Origin of the sequence: Nonomuraea sp. NPDC005692, assembly GCF_040631115.1 — a bacterium.
In the GTDB taxonomy this organism is placed as follows: domain Bacteria; phylum Actinomycetota; class Actinomycetes; order Streptosporangiales; family Streptosporangiaceae; genus Nonomuraea.
Window position 1 is genome coordinate 1 of record NZ_JBEXYU010000037.1, and the last position, 17,332, is coordinate 17,332.

13 protein-coding genes are annotated in these 17,332 nt (G+C 70.6%); 12 read left to right on the top strand and 1 reads right to left on the bottom strand.

Annotated features, from left to right (window positions below):
• Positions 1 to 196 precede the first annotated feature (196 nt).
• Positions 197 to 1,030 carry a carbohydrate-binding protein gene (locus ABZ459_RS44455; RefSeq protein WP_357984624.1) on the bottom strand — a complete coding sequence of 278 codons (834 nt, stop codon included), beginning with the start codon at positions 1,028 to 1,030 and terminating at the stop codon, positions 197 to 199.
• Between the two features lie 155 nt (positions 1,031 to 1,185).
• On the opposite strand from ABZ459_RS44455, the gene ABZ459_RS44460 reads away from it, so the two are divergent.
• The 12 genes from ABZ459_RS44460 to ABZ459_RS44515 all read left to right on the top strand — a co-directional run bounded on the left by ABZ459_RS44460 (position 1,186) and on the right by ABZ459_RS44515 (position 17,250).
• Positions 1,186 to 2,511, top strand: a complete 1,326-nt coding sequence (locus ABZ459_RS44460; RefSeq protein ID WP_357984627.1) for a folylpolyglutamate synthase/dihydrofolate synthase family protein — start codon at positions 1,186 to 1,188, stop codon at positions 2,509 to 2,511.
• Complete coding sequence (locus ABZ459_RS44465) at positions 2,508 to 2,849, top strand: DUF4233 domain-containing protein (protein WP_357984630.1); 342 nt, start codon at positions 2,508 to 2,510, stop codon at positions 2,847 to 2,849. The genes ABZ459_RS44460 and ABZ459_RS44465 overlap by 4 nt, the downstream gene beginning before the upstream one ends.
• Positions 2,850 to 2,860: 11 nt before the next feature.
• Positions 2,861 to 4,438 carry a hypothetical protein gene (locus tag ABZ459_RS44470; protein WP_357984633.1) on the top strand — a complete coding sequence of 526 codons (1,578 nt, stop codon included), beginning with the start codon at positions 2,861 to 2,863 and terminating at the stop codon, positions 4,436 to 4,438.
• Between the two features lie 166 nt (positions 4,439 to 4,604).
• Positions 4,605 to 5,015 carry a nucleoside-diphosphate kinase gene (ndk, locus tag ABZ459_RS44475; protein WP_352358020.1) on the top strand — a complete coding sequence of 137 codons (411 nt, stop codon included), beginning with the start codon at positions 4,605 to 4,607 and terminating at the stop codon, positions 5,013 to 5,015.
• Positions 5,016 to 5,288: 273 nt separating this feature from the next.
• Positions 5,289 to 6,320, top strand: a complete 1,032-nt coding sequence (locus ABZ459_RS44480; RefSeq protein WP_357984885.1) for a rod shape-determining protein — start codon at positions 5,289 to 5,291, stop codon at positions 6,318 to 6,320.
• Complete coding sequence (gene mreC / locus ABZ459_RS44485; protein WP_357984636.1) at positions 6,320 to 7,198, top strand: rod shape-determining protein MreC; 879 nt, start codon at positions 6,320 to 6,322, stop codon at positions 7,196 to 7,198. The genes ABZ459_RS44480 and mreC overlap by 1 nt, the downstream gene beginning before the upstream one ends.
• Before the next feature lie 90 nt (positions 7,199 to 7,288).
• A complete protein-coding gene (gene mreD, locus ABZ459_RS44490; RefSeq protein WP_357984639.1) occupies positions 7,289 to 7,753 on the top strand; it encodes a rod shape-determining protein MreD in 465 nt (154 codons plus the stop codon).
• Positions 7,750 to 9,798: a penicillin-binding protein 2 gene (mrdA, locus tag ABZ459_RS44495; protein WP_357984642.1), complete on the top strand. Its 2,049-nt coding sequence runs from the start codon at positions 7,750 to 7,752 to the stop codon at positions 9,796 to 9,798. Before mreD ends, mrdA begins: the two co-directional genes overlap by 4 nt.
• Positions 9,795 to 10,958 carry a rod shape-determining protein RodA gene (gene rodA, locus ABZ459_RS44500; RefSeq protein WP_357984645.1) on the top strand — a complete coding sequence of 388 codons (1,164 nt, stop codon included), beginning with the start codon at positions 9,795 to 9,797 and terminating at the stop codon, positions 10,956 to 10,958. Before mrdA ends, rodA begins: the two co-directional genes overlap by 4 nt.
• Before the next feature lie 69 nt (positions 10,959 to 11,027).
• A complete protein-coding gene (locus ABZ459_RS44505) occupies positions 11,028 to 12,938 on the top strand; it encodes a TIGR03960 family B12-binding radical SAM protein (protein ID WP_357984648.1) in 1,911 nt (636 codons plus the stop codon).
• Between the two features lie 172 nt (positions 12,939 to 13,110).
• A complete protein-coding gene (locus ABZ459_RS44510; RefSeq protein ID WP_357984651.1) occupies positions 13,111 to 13,863 on the top strand; it encodes a TIGR03936 family radical SAM-associated protein in 753 nt (250 codons plus the stop codon).
• A 144-nt stretch (positions 13,864 to 14,007) separates the two neighbouring features.
• Entirely contained in the window at positions 14,008 to 17,250 is a 3,243-nt protein-coding gene (locus ABZ459_RS44515) for an Rne/Rng family ribonuclease (RefSeq protein WP_357984654.1), read from the top strand.
• Positions 17,251 to 17,332: the final 82 nt, after the last annotated feature.

The window sequence follows — 17,332 nt, forward strand, 5'->3', positions numbered from 1 at the left end:
CGGAAGTTAAGCTTCTCTGCGCCGATGGTACTGCACTCGGGAGGGTGTGGGAGAGTAGGTCACCGCCGGACAATCTTTCGAAGAGGCCCCACACGCGTTCGTGTGGGGCTTCTTCGCGTTCAAAGGCATGGCAACACGAACGAGGGCCACCCCCAGCAGCCGGGGTGGCCCTTTTGTGCGTTCGGGGACCAGTGGGTCAGACGCGCTGCCACAAGGCCGGGACGTTGGGTGGCTCCCAGCCGGTCAGTGACGTGTGCCCCTGCAGGCACCGGTACGTCGACCCGCCGTAGGTCACCTGGTCACCCGCCTGGTAGGTCACCCCAACCTTCCAGGTTCCGCCGCCCGGAGACGGGCTTGTCGTGGGCGTGGGAGTAGGCGTCTGTGTGGGTGGCACGCCCTGGACATTGAGCACGAAGTCGAACGTCGCTTCCTTTCCCGAGCCGACGGGGCGGACGTTCATGAGCAGTCTCGGGTCGTAGATGGTGTCGGTGTTGTTGCGCGGCTCACCCGGGAAGTAGAGCTGCGTGGTCAGGATCCCGCGACCCGGAGCCTGCGCCTTGACGTGGATGTGCCGGGTACGGCCGGGGTAGAGGCCGGGCACGATGGTGGTGAGCTTGAAGGCCCCCTGGGCGTTCGTGTACTGGTGCCCACGGAAGTTGTACGTGACGTTGTCGTAGTTGCCGTTGGTGTCGGCCTGCCAGAAGTCGAGCAGGACGTTCGCCAGCGGCTGACAGGACAGTCCGAACACGTATCCGCTCACCGTCAGCGGGGTTCCCGAGCCGGGGAGGGTCGAGCGCTGGGGGGAGTTGGGCTTGAAGTAGGGGCCCTCGGTCTGCGAGATCGTGAGATCGTCACCGTCGTCGCAGAACGGGGTGGGCTCAAGCTGCTGGCCGGTCCCAGCCATGGTGCGGGCCAGGGCCGGCACCTCGCCGATCAGGAACGGGACCGGTGTCGCTATGAGAGCCGCCTTGAACAGCGCTTTCCTGGTGATTCCGCGCTGCCTTTCCTCGCGAGTGTTCTCGCCTTCCACGATGGCCTCCTTGAAAGCGCCTGCTGGGGGGTAGAGCAGGCTGTTCTCCAAGGTGGCACCCTGCGGCGGAGGTGAGTACCCTCTAATTTTCTATACGATTCACGATATGTTTGCCCCGCGTCCAGACCGCTACGCGTGGTCAGTAGGGTTGAGGGGTGGATTATCGTGCGGTTGAACGTGCCATCCTCGAGCGGGGCGTCGAGTGGGATTTCGAGCCGACGCTCGACAGGATCGCTGCGCTCATGGATTTGCTCGGCTCGCCTCAGCGGGCGTACCCGGTCATACACATCGCCGGCACCAACGGCAAGACGACCACGGCGCGGCTGACAGAGGCGCTGCTCCGGGAGCGCAACCTGAGGGTGGGGCGGTTCACCAGCCCGCACCTGGTCACCGTGCGCGAGCGCATTACGGTCGACGGCGAGCCGCTGAGCGAGGAGCGTTTCGCCGAGGTCTACGAGGAGATCGCGCCCTACGTCGAGCTGGCCGACGCGCAGGGGCACCGGCGCATCCAGTTCTTCGAGCTGCTGACGGCCATGGCGTTCGCGGCGTTCGCCGACACGCCGGTCGACGTCGCGGTCATCGAGGCCGGCATGGGCGGGTCGTGGGACGCGACTAACGTCGCAGACGGCCTGGTGTCGGTCATCACGCCCATCTCCCTCGATCACATGGATCGTCTGGGTCCTGACATCCCGAGCATCGCCGGGGAGAAGGCCGGGATCATCAAGCCGGGCGCCACGACCGTGCTCGCTCAGCAGGAGCTGGCCGCGGCCGAGGTGCTCATGCGCCGCGCGGCCGAGGTCGGCGCGGTGGTGGCGCGCGAGGGGCTGGAGTTCGGCGTGCTCGGCCGGGAGCTGGCGATGGGCGGGCAGTTGCTCACGCTGCGCGGGCTCAAGGGCGTCTACGACGAGATCTACCTGCCGCTCCACGGCAGTTACCAGGCGAGCAACGCGGTGTGCGCGCTGGCCGCCGTCGAGGCGCTGACCGGTGGCGACGATCCGCTCGACGCCGACCTGGTGCGCCAGGCGTTCGCCCAGGCGGCCTCGCCCGGCCGGATGGAGGTCGTACGGCACACACCCACGGTGTTGATCGACGCGGCGCACAACCCCGGCGGGCTGGAGGCGAGCCTGGAGGCGCTGCACGAGGCCTTCGACTTCGCCAAGGTGATCGGCGTGGTCGCGGTCATGCGCGACAAGGACGTCGAGACCCTGCTGGAGCTGCTGGAGCCGATGCTCGACGAGATCGTGGTGACGCGTAACTCCTCGCCCAGGTCGTTGTCGGCGCAGGAGCTCGCCGCGCTGGCCGTGCCGCTGTTCGGCGAGGACCGCGTGCACGTCGTCGAACGGCTCGACGAGGCCATCGACAGGGGCATCGGCATCGCCGACGCTGAGGGCGAGTTCAGCGGGACCGGGGTGTTCATCACCGGTTCAGTGGTCACGGCCGGAGATGCCCGGCATCTGCTCAAGGCGGATGGTGTGAGATGAATTTCGAGGTCACACCGGGCATGCGCAGGCTCGGCGCGAGCGTGCTCGGCATGGAGGCCATCGTGGCCGGGCTCATCACGCCGGTGGCGATCACCGTGGGCGGCGTGGCCCCCGCGCTCGCCGTCACGGTGGGCATCGGGCTCGCGGTGTTGTGCGTGGTCGCCGCGGGCCTGCTCAAGCGGCCCTTCGGGTACGTCATGGGCAGCGTCATCCAGGTGCTGGCCATCGCCACGGGCTTCCTCGTGCCGACCATGTTCTTCCTCGGCGCGATCTTCGCGGCGCTGTGGATCACCGCGATTATCGTAGCTCGCCGTGTCGAGGGCGTGACTTCCCGCTAAAGTCGGCCTACATGGCCGTCCCCCCGATTCAACGGTCGCCGCATCCGGCTGGCCTCAGACATTCCTGGCTGCTCGACGTGGTGCTCGGGCTGCTCGTCCTCGTGGCGTTGCCGCTGGCGATCGTCGCGATACCCAACACGCTGTCCGTGGTCGCCGATCTGCTGCCGGGCGACTTCGACCAGATCGGACTGAGTCGTACGCACGGGCTGGCGCTGCCCGCCCTGATGCTGACGGTGCCGCTCGCGGCCGTCGCGTTGCGGCGGATGAAGGTGGCCCACGTGCTGGTCGCGGGGCTCGCGCTGGTGGCGGTGGCCGACGCGGCGGGCGGATACGCGGCCTCCGAGCTGGTCGTCGGGGTCGTACGCGTGCTGCGCGGCGTCGGCGGCGGCCTGATCGTGCCGGCCACGCTGGTGGCGGTCTGGGACCGTACGCCCGCGCTGCGCGGCCTGTGGGCCGGGGTGTTGTGCGTCAGCCTGCTGGAGGCTCAGGCGTTCGCGCTCTGGCCGCTGGTCGACGTGACGAGCTGGAAGGTCACGCTGCAGCCCTACCCGATGGCCACCGGGGTCGCGCTGGCGCTGGCGGCGGCGTACCTGGTGGTCTGGAGGTTCGCCGGGCGGCGGCCCGCGCCCGCGCCGGACGCCAGGGAGCGCAGCCGGCTACTGCTCGCGGCCGTGCCCGCGGCGGGCATCGCGGTCGTGGCGGTCAGCACGGCGAGCGCTGGGTGGGGCGTCGTCCCGGTGATCCTGCTGGCGGGGGTGGCGATCGCCGGCCTGCTGGCGCTCGGCTCGATCGGACGGGCGGAGGGCCGCACGCACGCGTACACGATGGTGGCCGTCGGGGTGGTGCTGCTGCCGAGCACGGCCCAGGTCACGCTGGTGGAGATGGGCGGCCTGGGCGGGCCGGGGCTGCGCGGGCTGTGGACGCCGTTCGGGGTGGCGGCGGTGCTCGCGGTCGTCGCCGGGGTGGGCGTGCGGCTGTTCGCCAAGGGCGTGGGGCGGCTCGCGGCGCCGCTCGGGCTGCTGGCGATGGTGGTCGGCCTGTGCTCGGTGCGGCTGGTCGTCCCGTCGGCGGACGGGCTGGTGCTGGCGGTGCCGTTCACGCTGCTCGCGGTGGGAGCCACCGTGGCGGTCACGGCCACGCTCGGCGAGGTCGGGATCGGGGCGGCGGCGTTCGGGTTGTCGCTGGGCGTCGCGGGCGTGCTGGCGGGCTACCTGCTGGGCACCGGCGTGCAGATGTGGATGCTGGAGGGGGTCGGGTCGCGCCAGGAGCTGGTCGACAGCTTCGTGGGCGCGTTGCACTGGTGGGCGTTGATCGGCGGGTTCCTGCTGGTGGGCGTGATCGTGCTGGCGGCGGCGATGGGGCGGCGGCCGTCCCGGGAGGAGGAGCCGTCGTCGGGCGGCGAGGCGGCGGAGGTCGCGGTCGCTGTCGGGGCCGGTCGCGAGCGCGGAGGCGCGGCGCAGGAGCCGGTCACGACGTGGGGCTCGGTCGTTCCCGAGGGTTCTCCCGCGCCGGAGGAGGACGAGCCTGCCGAGCCCGCGCCCGCGGTGCCGCCGCAGGCGCCATCGCCGGAGGACGGCGAGCGGTCCTGAAGTCCTCGCCCGCGCGCGTCATGCCTGTGGCGCCGAGGGTGTGGGCGCGGACGGTAAGCTGAGCGACGGCTATGGCGACGCGAGGGCCCGTGTCCCGCGGAGCGCCCTCGTGGTCAGGCCAGGCGCCCGTAGCCGCGACCCGAATCTGTTCAAAGGAGAACCACACGTGTCCGAGCGCACTCTTGTCCTGATCAAGCCCGACGGGGTGAAGCGTGGCCTCATCGGTGACGTGATCGCCCGCGTGGAGCGCAAGGGCCTCAAGGTCGTGGCGATGGACCTGCGCACCCTCGACGCCGACACCGCCAAGGCGCACTACGCCGAGCACGCCGAGAAGCCGTTCTTCGGCGAGCTGGTCGACTTCATCACCTCGGCGCCGCTCGTGGCCCTCGTCCTTGAGGGCCCGCGCGCCATCGAGGCCTTCCGCGCGCTGGCCGGCGCCACCGACCCGGTCAAGTCCGCCCCCGGCACCATCCGCGGCGACCACGCCCTGGAGATCGGCGAGAACGTCGTCCACGGTTCCGACTCGCCCGAGTCCGCAGCCAGGGAGATCAAGATCTTCTTCCCCGACCGCTTCTAGCAGTCAGCTTCACCCGCGCGCCCGCCGGCTTCACGCCGTGCGGGCGCGTCTTTTTGTCGGCGGTGAGTTGTAGCGTTCACCGAGTCTGGCAGGCGTCGGCGCAGTTGATCCGGTCGTGTGGGTGCAATTCGGGCAAAATCCAGGTTGAGGTAGGGGCTGGAGATTTTTGTGGAGCGCGAGGGCTCATTGCGCTCACTGGTGGGTACGTCACGTTACGATTCGAATTCGATCCGTAGTCATTCGCGAACGACGATACGGAGGGCTCCGTTCCCCATGGGCAGCAAGCTCGCGTTTCTCGGCCGTGACATGGCGGTCGATCTGGGCACCGCCAACACGTTGGTGTACGTGCGTGGCCGGGGCATCGTGCTCAATGAGCCGTCAGTCGTAGCGATCAACACCACCACAGGCAAGATCGTGGCGGTGGGCATCGAGGCAAAGCGAATGATCGGTCGTACGCCCGGCAACATCGTCGCCATCCGCCCGCTGAAGGACGGCGTGATCGCCGACTTCGACGTCACCGAACGGATGTTGCGCTACTTCATCCAACGAGTGCACAGACGACGCCATTTCGCCAAGCCGCGCATCATCATCGCCGTGCCGAGCGGCATCACCAGCGTCGAACAGCGCGCGGTGAAGGAAGCCGGATACCAGGCCGGCGCAAGGAAGGTCTACATCGTCGAGGAGCCGATGGCCGCCGCCATCGGGGCCGGGCTGCCGGTGCACGAGCCCACCGGGAACATGGTGGTCGACATCGGTGGCGGCACCACCGAGGTGGCCATCATCTCGATGGGCGGCGTGGTCACCAGCCAGTCGATCAGGATCGGCGGCGACGAGCTCGACCAGGCGGTGATCACGTTCGCCAAGAAGGAGTACTCGCTGATGCTCGGCGAGCGCACCGCCGAGGAGATCAAGATGGCGATCGGGTCGGCCTGCCCCAACGGCGAGGAGTCCCACGCCGAGGTGCGGGGACGCGACCTGGTCAGCGGGCTGCCCAAGACGATCATCGTGTCGAGCGAGGAGATTCGCAAGGCCACCGAGGAGCCGGTCAACGCGATCGTCGACGCGGTGAAGACCACCCTCGACAAGTGCCCGCCCGAGCTGTCGGGCGACATCATGGACCGCGGCATCGCCCTGACCGGCGGCGGTGCCCTGCTCAAGGGCCTCGACGAGCGGGTCAAGGCCGAGACCGGCATGCCCGTCCACCTGGTGGAGAACGCCCTCGACTCGGTGGCCATCGGCTCGGGCAAGTGCGCTGAGGAGTTCGAGGCCCTGCAGCAGGTGCTGGTTCCGGAGTCGCGGCACTGATGAGAGATTCGCGCCGGGCCCGGCTGATCCTGGGAGTGCTGCTGATGGCGGCGCTGGTCGTCCTGACCATCGACCATCGTGCGGGCGACAGCTCACCGCTGCGTCCGCTGCGCTCGGCGGGGTCCTGGGTGTTCGGCGCGGCCGAGCGGTTCGGTGGGGGCGTGGTGCGGCCCGTCGGCGGCTTCCTGCACGCTCTGGCCAGCGCGCCCAGCGCGCAGCGGCACATCGAGCAGCTGCAGGAGGAGAACGCCAGGCTACGGGCCGGGCTCTCCACCAGCACGCTCGACGCCACCCGCTCGGCGGAGCTGAAGAAGCTGCTCGGCCTCTCCGGCACCGGCGGCTACAAGGTGGTCACGGCCAACGTGGTGGCCAGGCGCGGGCAGCCGGGGTTCGAGGACAGCGTGCAGATCGACGTGGGCACCGGTGACGGGGTGCGTCCCGACATGACGGTGCTCAACGGTGACGGGTTGGTCGGCCGGGTCATCCACGCCTCGTCCGCCACCTCCACGGTGTTGCTGCTCAGCGACCCCGCCTCGGCCGCCGGGGGGCGGCTGGAGGGCGGCCAGGAGATCGGCGTGGTGCACGGGGTGGGCGAGAACGGGCGGCTCGTGCAGTTCAGGCTGCTCGACTCGACGGCGCCGATGGAGCGGGGCGGGCGCATCGTCAGCTTCGGCTCCAAGAACGGGCGGCCGTACGTGCCGGGGGTGCCGATCGGGGTGATCGAACGCGTGGAGTCGACGCCGGGGGAGCTGACCCGGATCGCCTACGCCAGGCCGTTCGCCGACCTGACGGCGCTCGACGTGGTCGGGGTGGTGGTCGAAGGGCCCAAGCGGGATCCGCGTGACGCGGTGCTGCCGGTCAAGGAGGGGGCGCGGTGATCGGCGACGGCACGGCCTCCGGCGAGGCCGCTGCTGGTGTGGTGATCGGGGGATGAGAAGCGTGCTGCTTTCGGCGGGGACGGAGGCGCGGTGATCGGGGCGATGGTCGTGGTGCTGGCGTTGCTGGCACAGGTCATGCTGGTCAACCGGCTGCCGTTGCCGGCGGGCGGCGCGCCTGACCTGGTGCTGCTGGCGGTGGTGGGCGTGGCGCTCGACCGCGGGCCGGTGGCGGGGGCGATGGCCGGGTTCTTCTCGGGGCTGCTGGTGGACCTGGTGCCGCCGACGGCGCATCTGATGGGCCAGTACGCGTTCGTGCTGGCCCTGGTCGGTTATGTGGCGGGGCGGGGCGCGGGCGGGCCGGCGACGACCGTCGTGCTGTGCGTGCTGATCGCGCCGCTGGTGGCCGTGGGTGTGGCCGGGCTGCTGTCCGATCCGCGGGTGTCGCTGGCGACGCTGACCCAGCAGGTGCCCGTCACCGTCCTCTACACGCTCATCGTGGCGCCGGTGGTGATCTGGCTGGCCACCCGGGGGAGACAGCCGAGGTTCTCGACATGATCCGCATGCGTACCAGGTTGCTGGTGTTGCACGTCCTGGTGGTGCTGCTGCTCGTCGTGCTGGCCGTACGGCTGTGGCAGGTACAGGTCGTGCGCGGCCAGGAGTTCGTGACCAGGGCGATGGAGACCAGGACGCGCACGGTGATCGTGCCCGCGGTGCGGGGGCAGATTCTCGACTCGTCGGGGCGTCCGCTGGTGCGCAACCGCACGGCGCTGGTCGTGTCCGTGGACCGGACGAAGCTGAACCGGATGCCGGGCGGGGGGATGAGCGTGCTGCGCAGGCTCTCCTCGGTGCTCGACCGGCCGGTCAAGGACCTGCGGCAGCGCATCACGCCCTGCGGGCCGGGGGTGGGCAGGCCGTGCTGGACGGGGTCGCCGTACCAGCCGGTTCCGCTGGACGAGAAGGTGGACACGCGCGAGGCGTTGCAGATCCTGGAGCGGCAGGAGGAGTTCCCGGGGGTGACCGCGGAGATCCACTCCGTCCGGCAGTACCCGGGCGGGCGGGCCGGGGCGCAGATGCTGGGTTACCTGCAGCCGGTGACCGAGGCGGAGCTGGAGAAGCGCGAGGGGCTCAAGGCCAGCTTCTCCGGTGTCGACCTGGCGGGGCGCGACGGCATCGAGTACGTCTACGACGACGCGCTGCGCGGCAAGTCGGGGCTGCGCAGGGTGCAGGTCGACCGGATGGGCAAGGCCCTCGGGGTCGAGGAGCAGGTGCCGCCGGTCGCCGGCGACCACCTGGTGACCAGCATCGACGCGCGGGTGCAGGCGGTGACGGAGAAGGCGCTCGCTCACGCGATGAAGAACGCGCCCGGGGCCGACGGCGGCGCCGCGGTGGTGCTCGACGCGCGTTCCGGGCGGGTGGTGTCGGTGGCCAGCGCGCCGGGGTACGACCCGGAGATCTGGGCCGGTGGCATCTCGGCCAAGGGGTACCAGTGGCTGTTGTCGGACAAGTCGGGTAAGCCGCTGGTGTCGCGGGCGATCAACGGACAGTTCGCGCCCGGTTCGACGTTCAAGGTGTCGTCGGTGTCGTCGATGTTGCGGGCCGGGTATCCGATCAACGGCACGTACGACTGCCCCGGGGCGTACATGGTGGGCGACCGGTCCTTCAGCAACTTCCGGGGCATCGGCCTCGGGCAGATGAACCTGCACACGGCGCTGGTCAAGTCGTGCGACACCATCTTCTACCGGGCGGCGTACGAGCAGTACCTGAAGGACGGCGGGCGTAACCCGAAGAAGCGCACGAAGGAGGTGTTCGCCAACACGGCCAGGGCCTTCGGCTTCGGCCGGCCGACCGGGGTCGACCTGCCGGGCGAGTCCTCCGGGCGCATCCCCGACCGGGCCTGGAAGAAGGACCTGTGGAACCGGACCAGCGCCACGAGCTGCGAGCGGTCGCGCAAGGGATATCCGGAGGAGAAGGACCGGGCGCGGGCCGACTTCCTCAAACGCCTGGCCCTGGAGAACTGCACCGAGGGCTTCCTGCTGCGGCCCGGTGACTCGGCCAACTTCGCGATCGGGCAGGGCGACGTCCTGGTGACGCCGATGCAGCTCGCGCGGGCGTACATGGCGCTGGTGAGCGACGGCAAGGTCCGCAGCCCGCGCATCGGGTGGGCGCAGGTGAGGCCCGACGGCAAGGTGGTCAAGACCATCGACGTGCCGGTGGTCGGCAAGCTGCCGATCAGCGACAAGGAACGCGCCTACATCAAGAACGCGCTGAGCCAGGTGCCCTCCGACGGCACCGCGGCGGGGGCGTTCACCGGCTTCCCGATGGACAAGGTGCGAATCGGCGGCAAGACCGGCACCGCGGAGGTGTGGGGCAAGAAGGACACCTCGTGGTTCGCGTCGTTCGCGCCCACCAACGATCCGCAGTTCGTGGTGGTCGTCATGGTGTCGCAGGGCGGCATGGGCGCCTCGACCGCGGCGCCGGCCGCACGTGAGATCTACGAGGGCATCTACGGCTTCAAGGGGCAGCCGGCCGCCGTGCCCGGCGGAAGACTTCCGACCAAGCTGCCGAAGTTCGCGCCCGACGGGACGGTGATCCACCAATGAACCGTGCCGCGGCCGCGCGGCGGCCCTCGCTCATCCAGCGGGCCATCGGCGAGCACTCGGTGGTTCGGCGCATGGACGGGCTGATGCTGGTCGCGGTGGCCGGGCTGTGCCTGATCGGCACCCTGCTGGTGTGGTCCTCGACCCGCACGTGGGCGCCCGGCGCCACCGGGCTGGTCAAGAAACACCTGCTCAACGAGGTCATCGGCGTGACCCTGTGCGCCGTGGTGGCGATGGTCGACCACCGGGCGATGCGGGCGTACGCGCCGCTGGTGTTCCTGGTGTCGCTGGTGGGGCTGGCGCTGGTGATCACACCGCTGGGCGCGACGATCAACGGGTCGCACTCGTGGATCCTGCTCGGCGGCGGGTTCGCGGTGCAGCCGTCGGAGTTCGCCAAGGTCGGGCTGCTGCTGATCATCGCGATGCTGCTGGCCCAGCCCGCCGAGGGCAGCGACCGGCCGCGCGGCCTGGACATCACGCTGGCCCTGATCGCGGCGGGCATCACGATGGGGCTGGTGATGCTGCAGCCCGACCTCGGCACGGCGCTCGTGCTCGCCGTGATCACGGCCGCGGGGCTGGTGATCGGGGGCGTGCGCAAGCGGTGGATCGTGGGGCTGGTGCTCGTGGCGGCGGCCGGGGTGTTCTGCGTGTTCTGGTTCAACCTGCTGGAGCCGTACCAGGTGGCGCGGTTCACCGCGTTCGTCGATCCGAAGGTGGATCCGCGCGGGGTGGGCTACAACAGCACGCAGTCGCTGATCGCGATCGGCTCCGGGCAACTGCTGGGCAAGGGGCTCTTCGGCGGCGGGCAGACGACCGGCCGGTTCGTGCCCGAGCAGCACACCGACTTCATCTTCACGGTGGCGGGGGAGGAGTTCGGGTTCATCGGGTCGGTCACCGTGGTGCTGCTGCTCGGCGTGGTGCTGCTGCGCGGGCTGAAGGTCGCCAGGCACTGCGACGACCGGTTCGGCACGCTGGTCGCGGGCATGATCGTGTGCTGGTTCGCGTTCCAGACGTTCATCAATGTCGGGATGACGATCGGGATCATGCCGATCACCGGTCTGCCGCTGCCTTTCGTGTCCTACGGCGGCACCGCCACGTTCGCGAACCTCATGGCGGTAGGGCTGCTCCTGGCCATCAGAGTGCGGCGGCAGTCGTTCGACTGAGCGCGTTGCGGGGGCCGTCCGCCGGTGGGCCGGATTTGTCACCGTCCGCGCGCCGCTACCCTGGACGGTATGCCTGTCGAGTCGATATTCCACCGCCTGGAAGCGCTGCTGCCCAAGGTGCAGAAGCCCATCCAGTACGTCGGGGGTGAGCTCAACTCGACCGTCAAGGACTGGGACTCCGCCGACGTGCGGTGGGCGCTGATGTACCCGGACGCCTATGAGGTCGGGCTGCCCAACCAGGGCGTGGCGATCCTCTACGAGATCCTCAACGAGCTGCCCCGCACCCTGGCCGAGCGCACCTACGCGGTCTGGCCCGACCTGGAGGCCCTCATGCGGGCCGAGGGCGTGCCGCAGTTCACCGTCGACGCCCACCGGCCGGTGCGCGCCTTCGACGTGCTCGGCCTGTCGTTCTCGACGGAGCTGGGCTACACCAACATGCTGACCGCGCTCGATCTCGCCGGGATCCCGCTCAACGCGGTCGACCGGGGTGAGGACGACCCGATCGTGCTCGCCGGCGGTCACGCGGCCTTCAACCCCGAGCCGATCGCCGACTTCCTCGACGCGGCCGTGCTCGGCGACGGCGAGCAGATCTCGATCGCCATCTCCGAGGTCATCCGTGAGTGGAAGGCCGAAGGGCGTCCCGGCGGGCGCGACGAGCTGCTGATGCGGCTCGCCGAGTCCGGCGGCGTCTACGTGCCTAAGTTCTACGACGTCGACTACCACCCCGACGGGCGCATCAAGCGTGTCGCGCCCAACAGGTCCGACGTGCCGTGGCGGGTGCACAAGCACACCGTGATGGATCTCGACGAGTGGCCCTATCCGAAGAAGCCGCTGGTGCCGCTGGCCGAGACGGTGCACGAGCGGTTCAGCGTGGAGATCTTCCGCGGCTGCACGCGCGGCTGCCGCTTCTGCCAGGCGGGCATGATCACCCGTCCGGTGCGGGAGCGTTCGATCACCACGATCGGCGCCATGGTCGAGAACGGCATCAAGGAGTCCGGCTTCAACGAGGTCGGCCTGCTGTCGTTGTCCTCGGCCGACCACTCCGAGATCGGTGAGGTCGCCAAGGGCCTGGCCGACCGCTACGACGGCACCAACACCTCGCTGTCCCTGCCCTCGACCAGGGTCGACGCGTTCAACATCGACCTGGCCAACGAGTTCTCCAGGAACGGCAGGCGCTCGGGTCTCACGTTCGCCCCCGAGGGCGGCTCCGAGCGCATGCGCAAGGTGATCAACAAGATGGTCACCGAGGAAGACCTCATCCGCACGGTCACCACCGCCTACTCGCAGGGCTGGCGGCAGGTGAAGCTCTACTTCATGTGCGGCCTGCCCACCGAGCAGGACGAAGACGTGCTCGGCATCGCCGACCTGGCCAAGAAGGTCATCCAGGCGGGCCGTGAGGCGACCGGCAGCCGCGACATCCGCTGCACCGTCTCCATCGGCGGGTTCGTGCCCAAGCCGCACACCCCGTTCCAGTGGGCCGGGCAGGCCGACCACGAGACCGTCGACCGGCGGCTCAAGGCGCTGCGCGACTCGCTGCGCGGCGACAAGCAGTACGGCCGGGCCATCGGCTTCCGCTACCACGACGGCAAACCGTCCATCGTGGAGGGCCTGCTCTCGCGTGGCGACCGCAGGGTCGGCGCGGTGATCAGGGCCGTCTGGGAGGCCGGCGGCAGGTTCGACGGGTGGAGCGAGCACTTCTCCTACGACAGATGGATGCAGGCCGCCGAGAAGGCGGGCGTCGACGTCGACTGGTACACCACACGTGAGCGGGCCGAGAACGAGGTCCTTCCGTGGGACCACCTCGACGCCGGGCTCGACCGCGAATGGCTCTGGCAGGACTGGCAGGAGGCCGTGTCCGGCGGCGAGGTCGAAGACTGCCGCTGGACCCCGTGCTACGACTGCGGGGTCTGCCCGACCATGGGCACCGAAATCCAGATAGGCCCGACAGGGCGCAAGCTCCTTCCTCTCACAGTGGTCTAGCGCGCTTCACAATGGTCTGGCGCGCTCAGTGGGCGAGCCGTGTCACGGCGTACACGTACACGCCTTGCGGCGGCTTATCCTGGGAGAAGGAACTCTTACAAGGGAAGGACGCAAAGCTCTGAAACCTGTTCCCGACGGGCCTCCGCCCGCGCCTACGGTGCAACGCCTACGTGTGCGTTACGCCAAGCGCGGACGTCTGCGCTTCACCAGTCACCGCGACATCTCGCGGGCCGTCGAGAGGGCGGTCCGCCGTGCCGGCATTCCGGTGGCCTTCAGCGCGGGCTTCTCGCCCCATCCGAAGATCTCCTACGCGGGCGCAGCGCCGACCGGCGTCGCCAGCGAGGCCGAATACCTCGAGATCGGTGTCACCACGCTGTGCGACCCCGAGCAGGTCAAGTCCAGCCTGGACGCGTCACTGCCGCCCGGTCTCGACGTGCTCGACGTCGTACAGGCGGGCCCGGGGGGGCTGGCCGACCGCCTGGAGGTCTCCGACTGGGAGGTACGCCTGCCCGGGGCCGATCGCGAGCTCGCCGAGACGGCGGTGCAGAAGTTCCTCGCGGCGGGCACGGTGGAGGTCGAGCGCCTCACCAAGAAGGGCCCCCGGCGCTTCGACGCGCGGGAGGCCGTCCTGGGGCTCGTGGTGTCCGAGGGAACAGACAGAACCGCAGCTCAGGTGCCAGGACAGACGTGTGTCATACTGCGCATGGTTGTTCGGCACATGACGCCTGCCGTTCGACCCGATGATGTGCTCACAGGGCTGCGCCTTGTGGCCGACTTCGCGCCGCCGGTTCCCCCCGAGGTGACCAGGCTGGCGCAGGGGCCGCTCGACGCCGGCACCGGTGCGCTTGCCGACCCGCTCGGCCTTGACCGCGACACCACGCGCGGCGGCGAGGCGGGACCGGCGGGTGAGCACGTCGTCGGCTAAGGAGGTGCCCTGCGCGAGCGGGGTGCCACCGCTGACAGGACTTGGCGCCCGCGCCTCCTTTCCGGAGGCGGGGGCGGACAACGAGACACGAGGGCTCCTGCGCGGCGCGGCGACGCGCCCGGGAGCTGACGGGAGAGCGCCCGCATGCTCGACAACGAGCCCAACGCCGGGGCCACTGGCCCTGACGGGGAGACAACTGAACAGCCCAAGGTGACCAGGCGCCGCCGCTCCGCGAGCCGCCCGGCGGGTCCTCCGCCGGAGCTGCCGGAGGAGCCGGCCGCCACCGCCCCGATCACCGTCGCGGCCGCCCAGGCCGCGCCGTCGGTTGCCGACGTGCAACCGGTGCAGACCAATGCCGTGCAGCGCGCTGCCGGAGAGCCCGCGCCCGACGCCGGGCGCGGCCGGAGAACCCGGGCCCGCGCGGCGGCGCCCGCGGCCGAAACGCCGGCAGGCCCGGCCGGAGCCGCCGAGGGCGGCCCGGAGGGCGTTCAGGCACAGCCCGGCGCGCCCGAGAGCGCCGTGGCTGGAGCCGGTGCGCCGCAGGGCGCCTCCGCTGTGGCCGGCGCGCCTGAAGGTGCGGCGGCCGGTGCGTACGAAGGTGCCGCGGCCGGGGCCGGTGCGCCTGGGGCTGTCGTGCCCGAGGGGCCGGCGCCGCAGCAGGCCGAGAGCCCTGCCGCCTCGCAGGCCGGCACGTCGGCAGAGCCCGTCGTGGAGCCCGTCGTGGAGCCCGTCGTGGCGCCGGTCGTCGAGCAGCGCGAGGCCGCCGAGCGGGTGGCCGGTGCGGCAGAGCCGGTCGTGGCGCCCGTGGTGCAGACTCCGGGCGCGCCGGAGGCCGAGAGCCCCGCGCACGCGGGTGGCCCGGCCGGTGCCGGCGAGGTGGCCAGTATGGTCGAGGCCGCTGTGGCCGACGCCGTGGTGGAAGCCGCCGACGTTCCCGAGGAGAAGCCCAAGAGGGCCACGCGCACGCGGTCCACCGCGACCACGACGCGCCGCCGTACGACGAAGAAGGCCGAGCCGGAGATCGCGGGAGCGCTCCCGGAGGAGGAGGCCGAGGCACCGAAGCGGCGGCGTACCCGGAAGAAGGCCGAAGAGGTCGTCGTCGAGGCGCCGGCCGGCGCCGACGTCGAGGTCGTCGCGACGCCCTCCGACGTGGAGGTGGCCGTCACCGTGCCCGAGGCCGCCGAGGCGGCCGACGAGGACATCCTGGAGATCCTGCCCGAGGACGAGCCGCTCGACGACGAGCCCGCCGGCGAGGACCTCGACGAGGACGTCGACCGCCCGAGCCTGCTCGCCGACCCCTTCGGGCTGAGCGCGCGCCGGCACGACGAGCCGGGCACGGCGTTCCAGCGTCCGGCGGCCATCTTCGCGCCGCTGTTCCAGGCCCCCGACCCCAGCCAGGGCAAGCCCGCCGTGATCCGGCGGCCCGAGCCGGAGCCCGAGCCCGAGGAGATCGAGGAGCTGGTCGACGAGACCGTCGTCGAGGACGAGGGCGACGTCGACACCTCCGACGAGCAGGAGGAGGAGGGCGGCGGCCGTCGTCGCCGTCGCCGGCGCGGCGGCAGGGGCCGCGGCAAGTCGCGCGAGCGTGACGAGGCCGAGGACGGCGAGGAAGGCGACGAGGAGGAAGGCGAGGACCAGGGCGAGGAGGCCCAGGAGGAAGAGGCCGCCGGCTCGCGCCGTCGTCGCCGTCGCCGTCGCCGCGGCACCGAGGAGACGCTGGAGCCCTCCAGCGACGACCCGCCGAACACGGTGGTGCGCATCCGCGCGCCGCGCTCCGGCCGTGCCGCCTCCCTGGAGACCGCCACCGACGGCGTGCAGAGCGTGCGCGGCTCGACCCGCCTGGAGGCCAAGAAGCAGCGCCGCCGCGAGGGGCGCGAGCTCGGCCGCAGGCGTCCGCCGATCATCACGGAGTCGGAGTTCCTGGCCCGCCGCGAGTCCGTCGACCGCATGATGGTGGTGCGCCGCCAGGGCGACCGTACGCAGATCGCGGTCCTGGAGGACGGCGTGCTCGTCGAGCACTACGTCAACCGCGAGGCCAGCCAGTCCTACGTCGGCAACGTCTACCTGGGCAAGGTCCAGAACGTGCTGCCGTCGATGGAGGCCGCGTTCGTGGACATCGGCAAGGGGCGCAACGCCGTCCTGTACGCCGGTGAGGTGAACTTCGACACCGCCGGGCTGGAAGGCCAGCCCAAGCGCATCGAGGCGGCGCTGAAGTCCGGCCAGTCGGTGCTGGTGCAGGTCACCAAGGACCCGATCGGCCACAAGGGCGCCCGGCTCACCTCGCAGATCAGCCTGCCCGGCCGTTACCTGGTGTACGTGCCGGACGGGTCGATGACCGGCATCAGCCGCAAGCTGCCCGACAAGGAGCGCACCCGGCTCAAGAGCATCCTGAAGAAGGTCATGCCGGAGAACGCCGGTGTGATCGTCCGCACCGCGGCCGAGGGCGCCTCCGAGGACGAGCTGGCCCGCGACGTGGCCCGGCTGTCGGCCCAGTGGGAGAACATCCAGAAGAAGGCCAAGTCGGCCAGCCCGCCCGAGCTGCTGTCGGCCGAGCCCGACCTGACGATCCGGGTCGTGCGCGACGTGTTCAACGAGGACTTCACCTCGCTGGTCGTGCAGGGCGACGACGCCTGGGACACCGTCGACGACTACGTCAAGTACGTCGCGCCGCACCTGGCCGAGCGCCTGTCGCGCTGGGACACCGGGCAGGGCGACGTGTTCGAGTCGTACCGGATCGACGAGCAGCTGGGCAAGGCGCTGGAGCGCAAGGTGTGGCTGCCGAGCGGCGGCTCGCTGGTGATCGACCGTACCGAGGCGATGACCGTCGTCGACGTCAACACCGGCAAGTTCACCGGCCAGGGCGGCAACCTCGAGGAGACCGTCACCAGGAACAACCTGGAGGCGGCCGAGGAGATCGTGCGCCAGCTGCGGCTGCGGGACATCGGCGGCATCATCGTGATCGACTTCATCGACATGGTGCTGGAGTCCAACCGCGACCTGGTGCTGCGGCGGCTGCTGGAGTGCCTGGCGCGCGACAGGACCAAGCACCAGGTCGCCGAGGTGACCTCCCTGGGCCTGGTGCAGATGACGCGTAAGCGGGTCGGTCAGGGGCTGCTGGAGGCGTTCTCGACGGCCTGCGAGTGCTGCAACGGGCGTGGGCTGATCGTCTCGACCGAGCCGGTCGAGGCCAAGCCGGAGCCGCGCGGCACGCAGGGCAAGATGGCGGTCGAGAAGGCGGTCTCGGACAAGGTTTCCGCGGCCAAGGACTCCGCCAGCCGTGATACCGTGACCGGTGCGCTTGATGACGTCCCGGCTGAGGACGACCAGGCCAGCCAGACTTCCGGCAGAGGGCGGCGACGCTCCCGCCGAGCCAAGTCAGCCGAGTAGCCTCGGCAGGCTTCCGACGATCCGTCCGGTTCGCCTAGGGCACCGTTAAGCGGTACCCTGGTGAATCGGTGCGTCAGGTGAC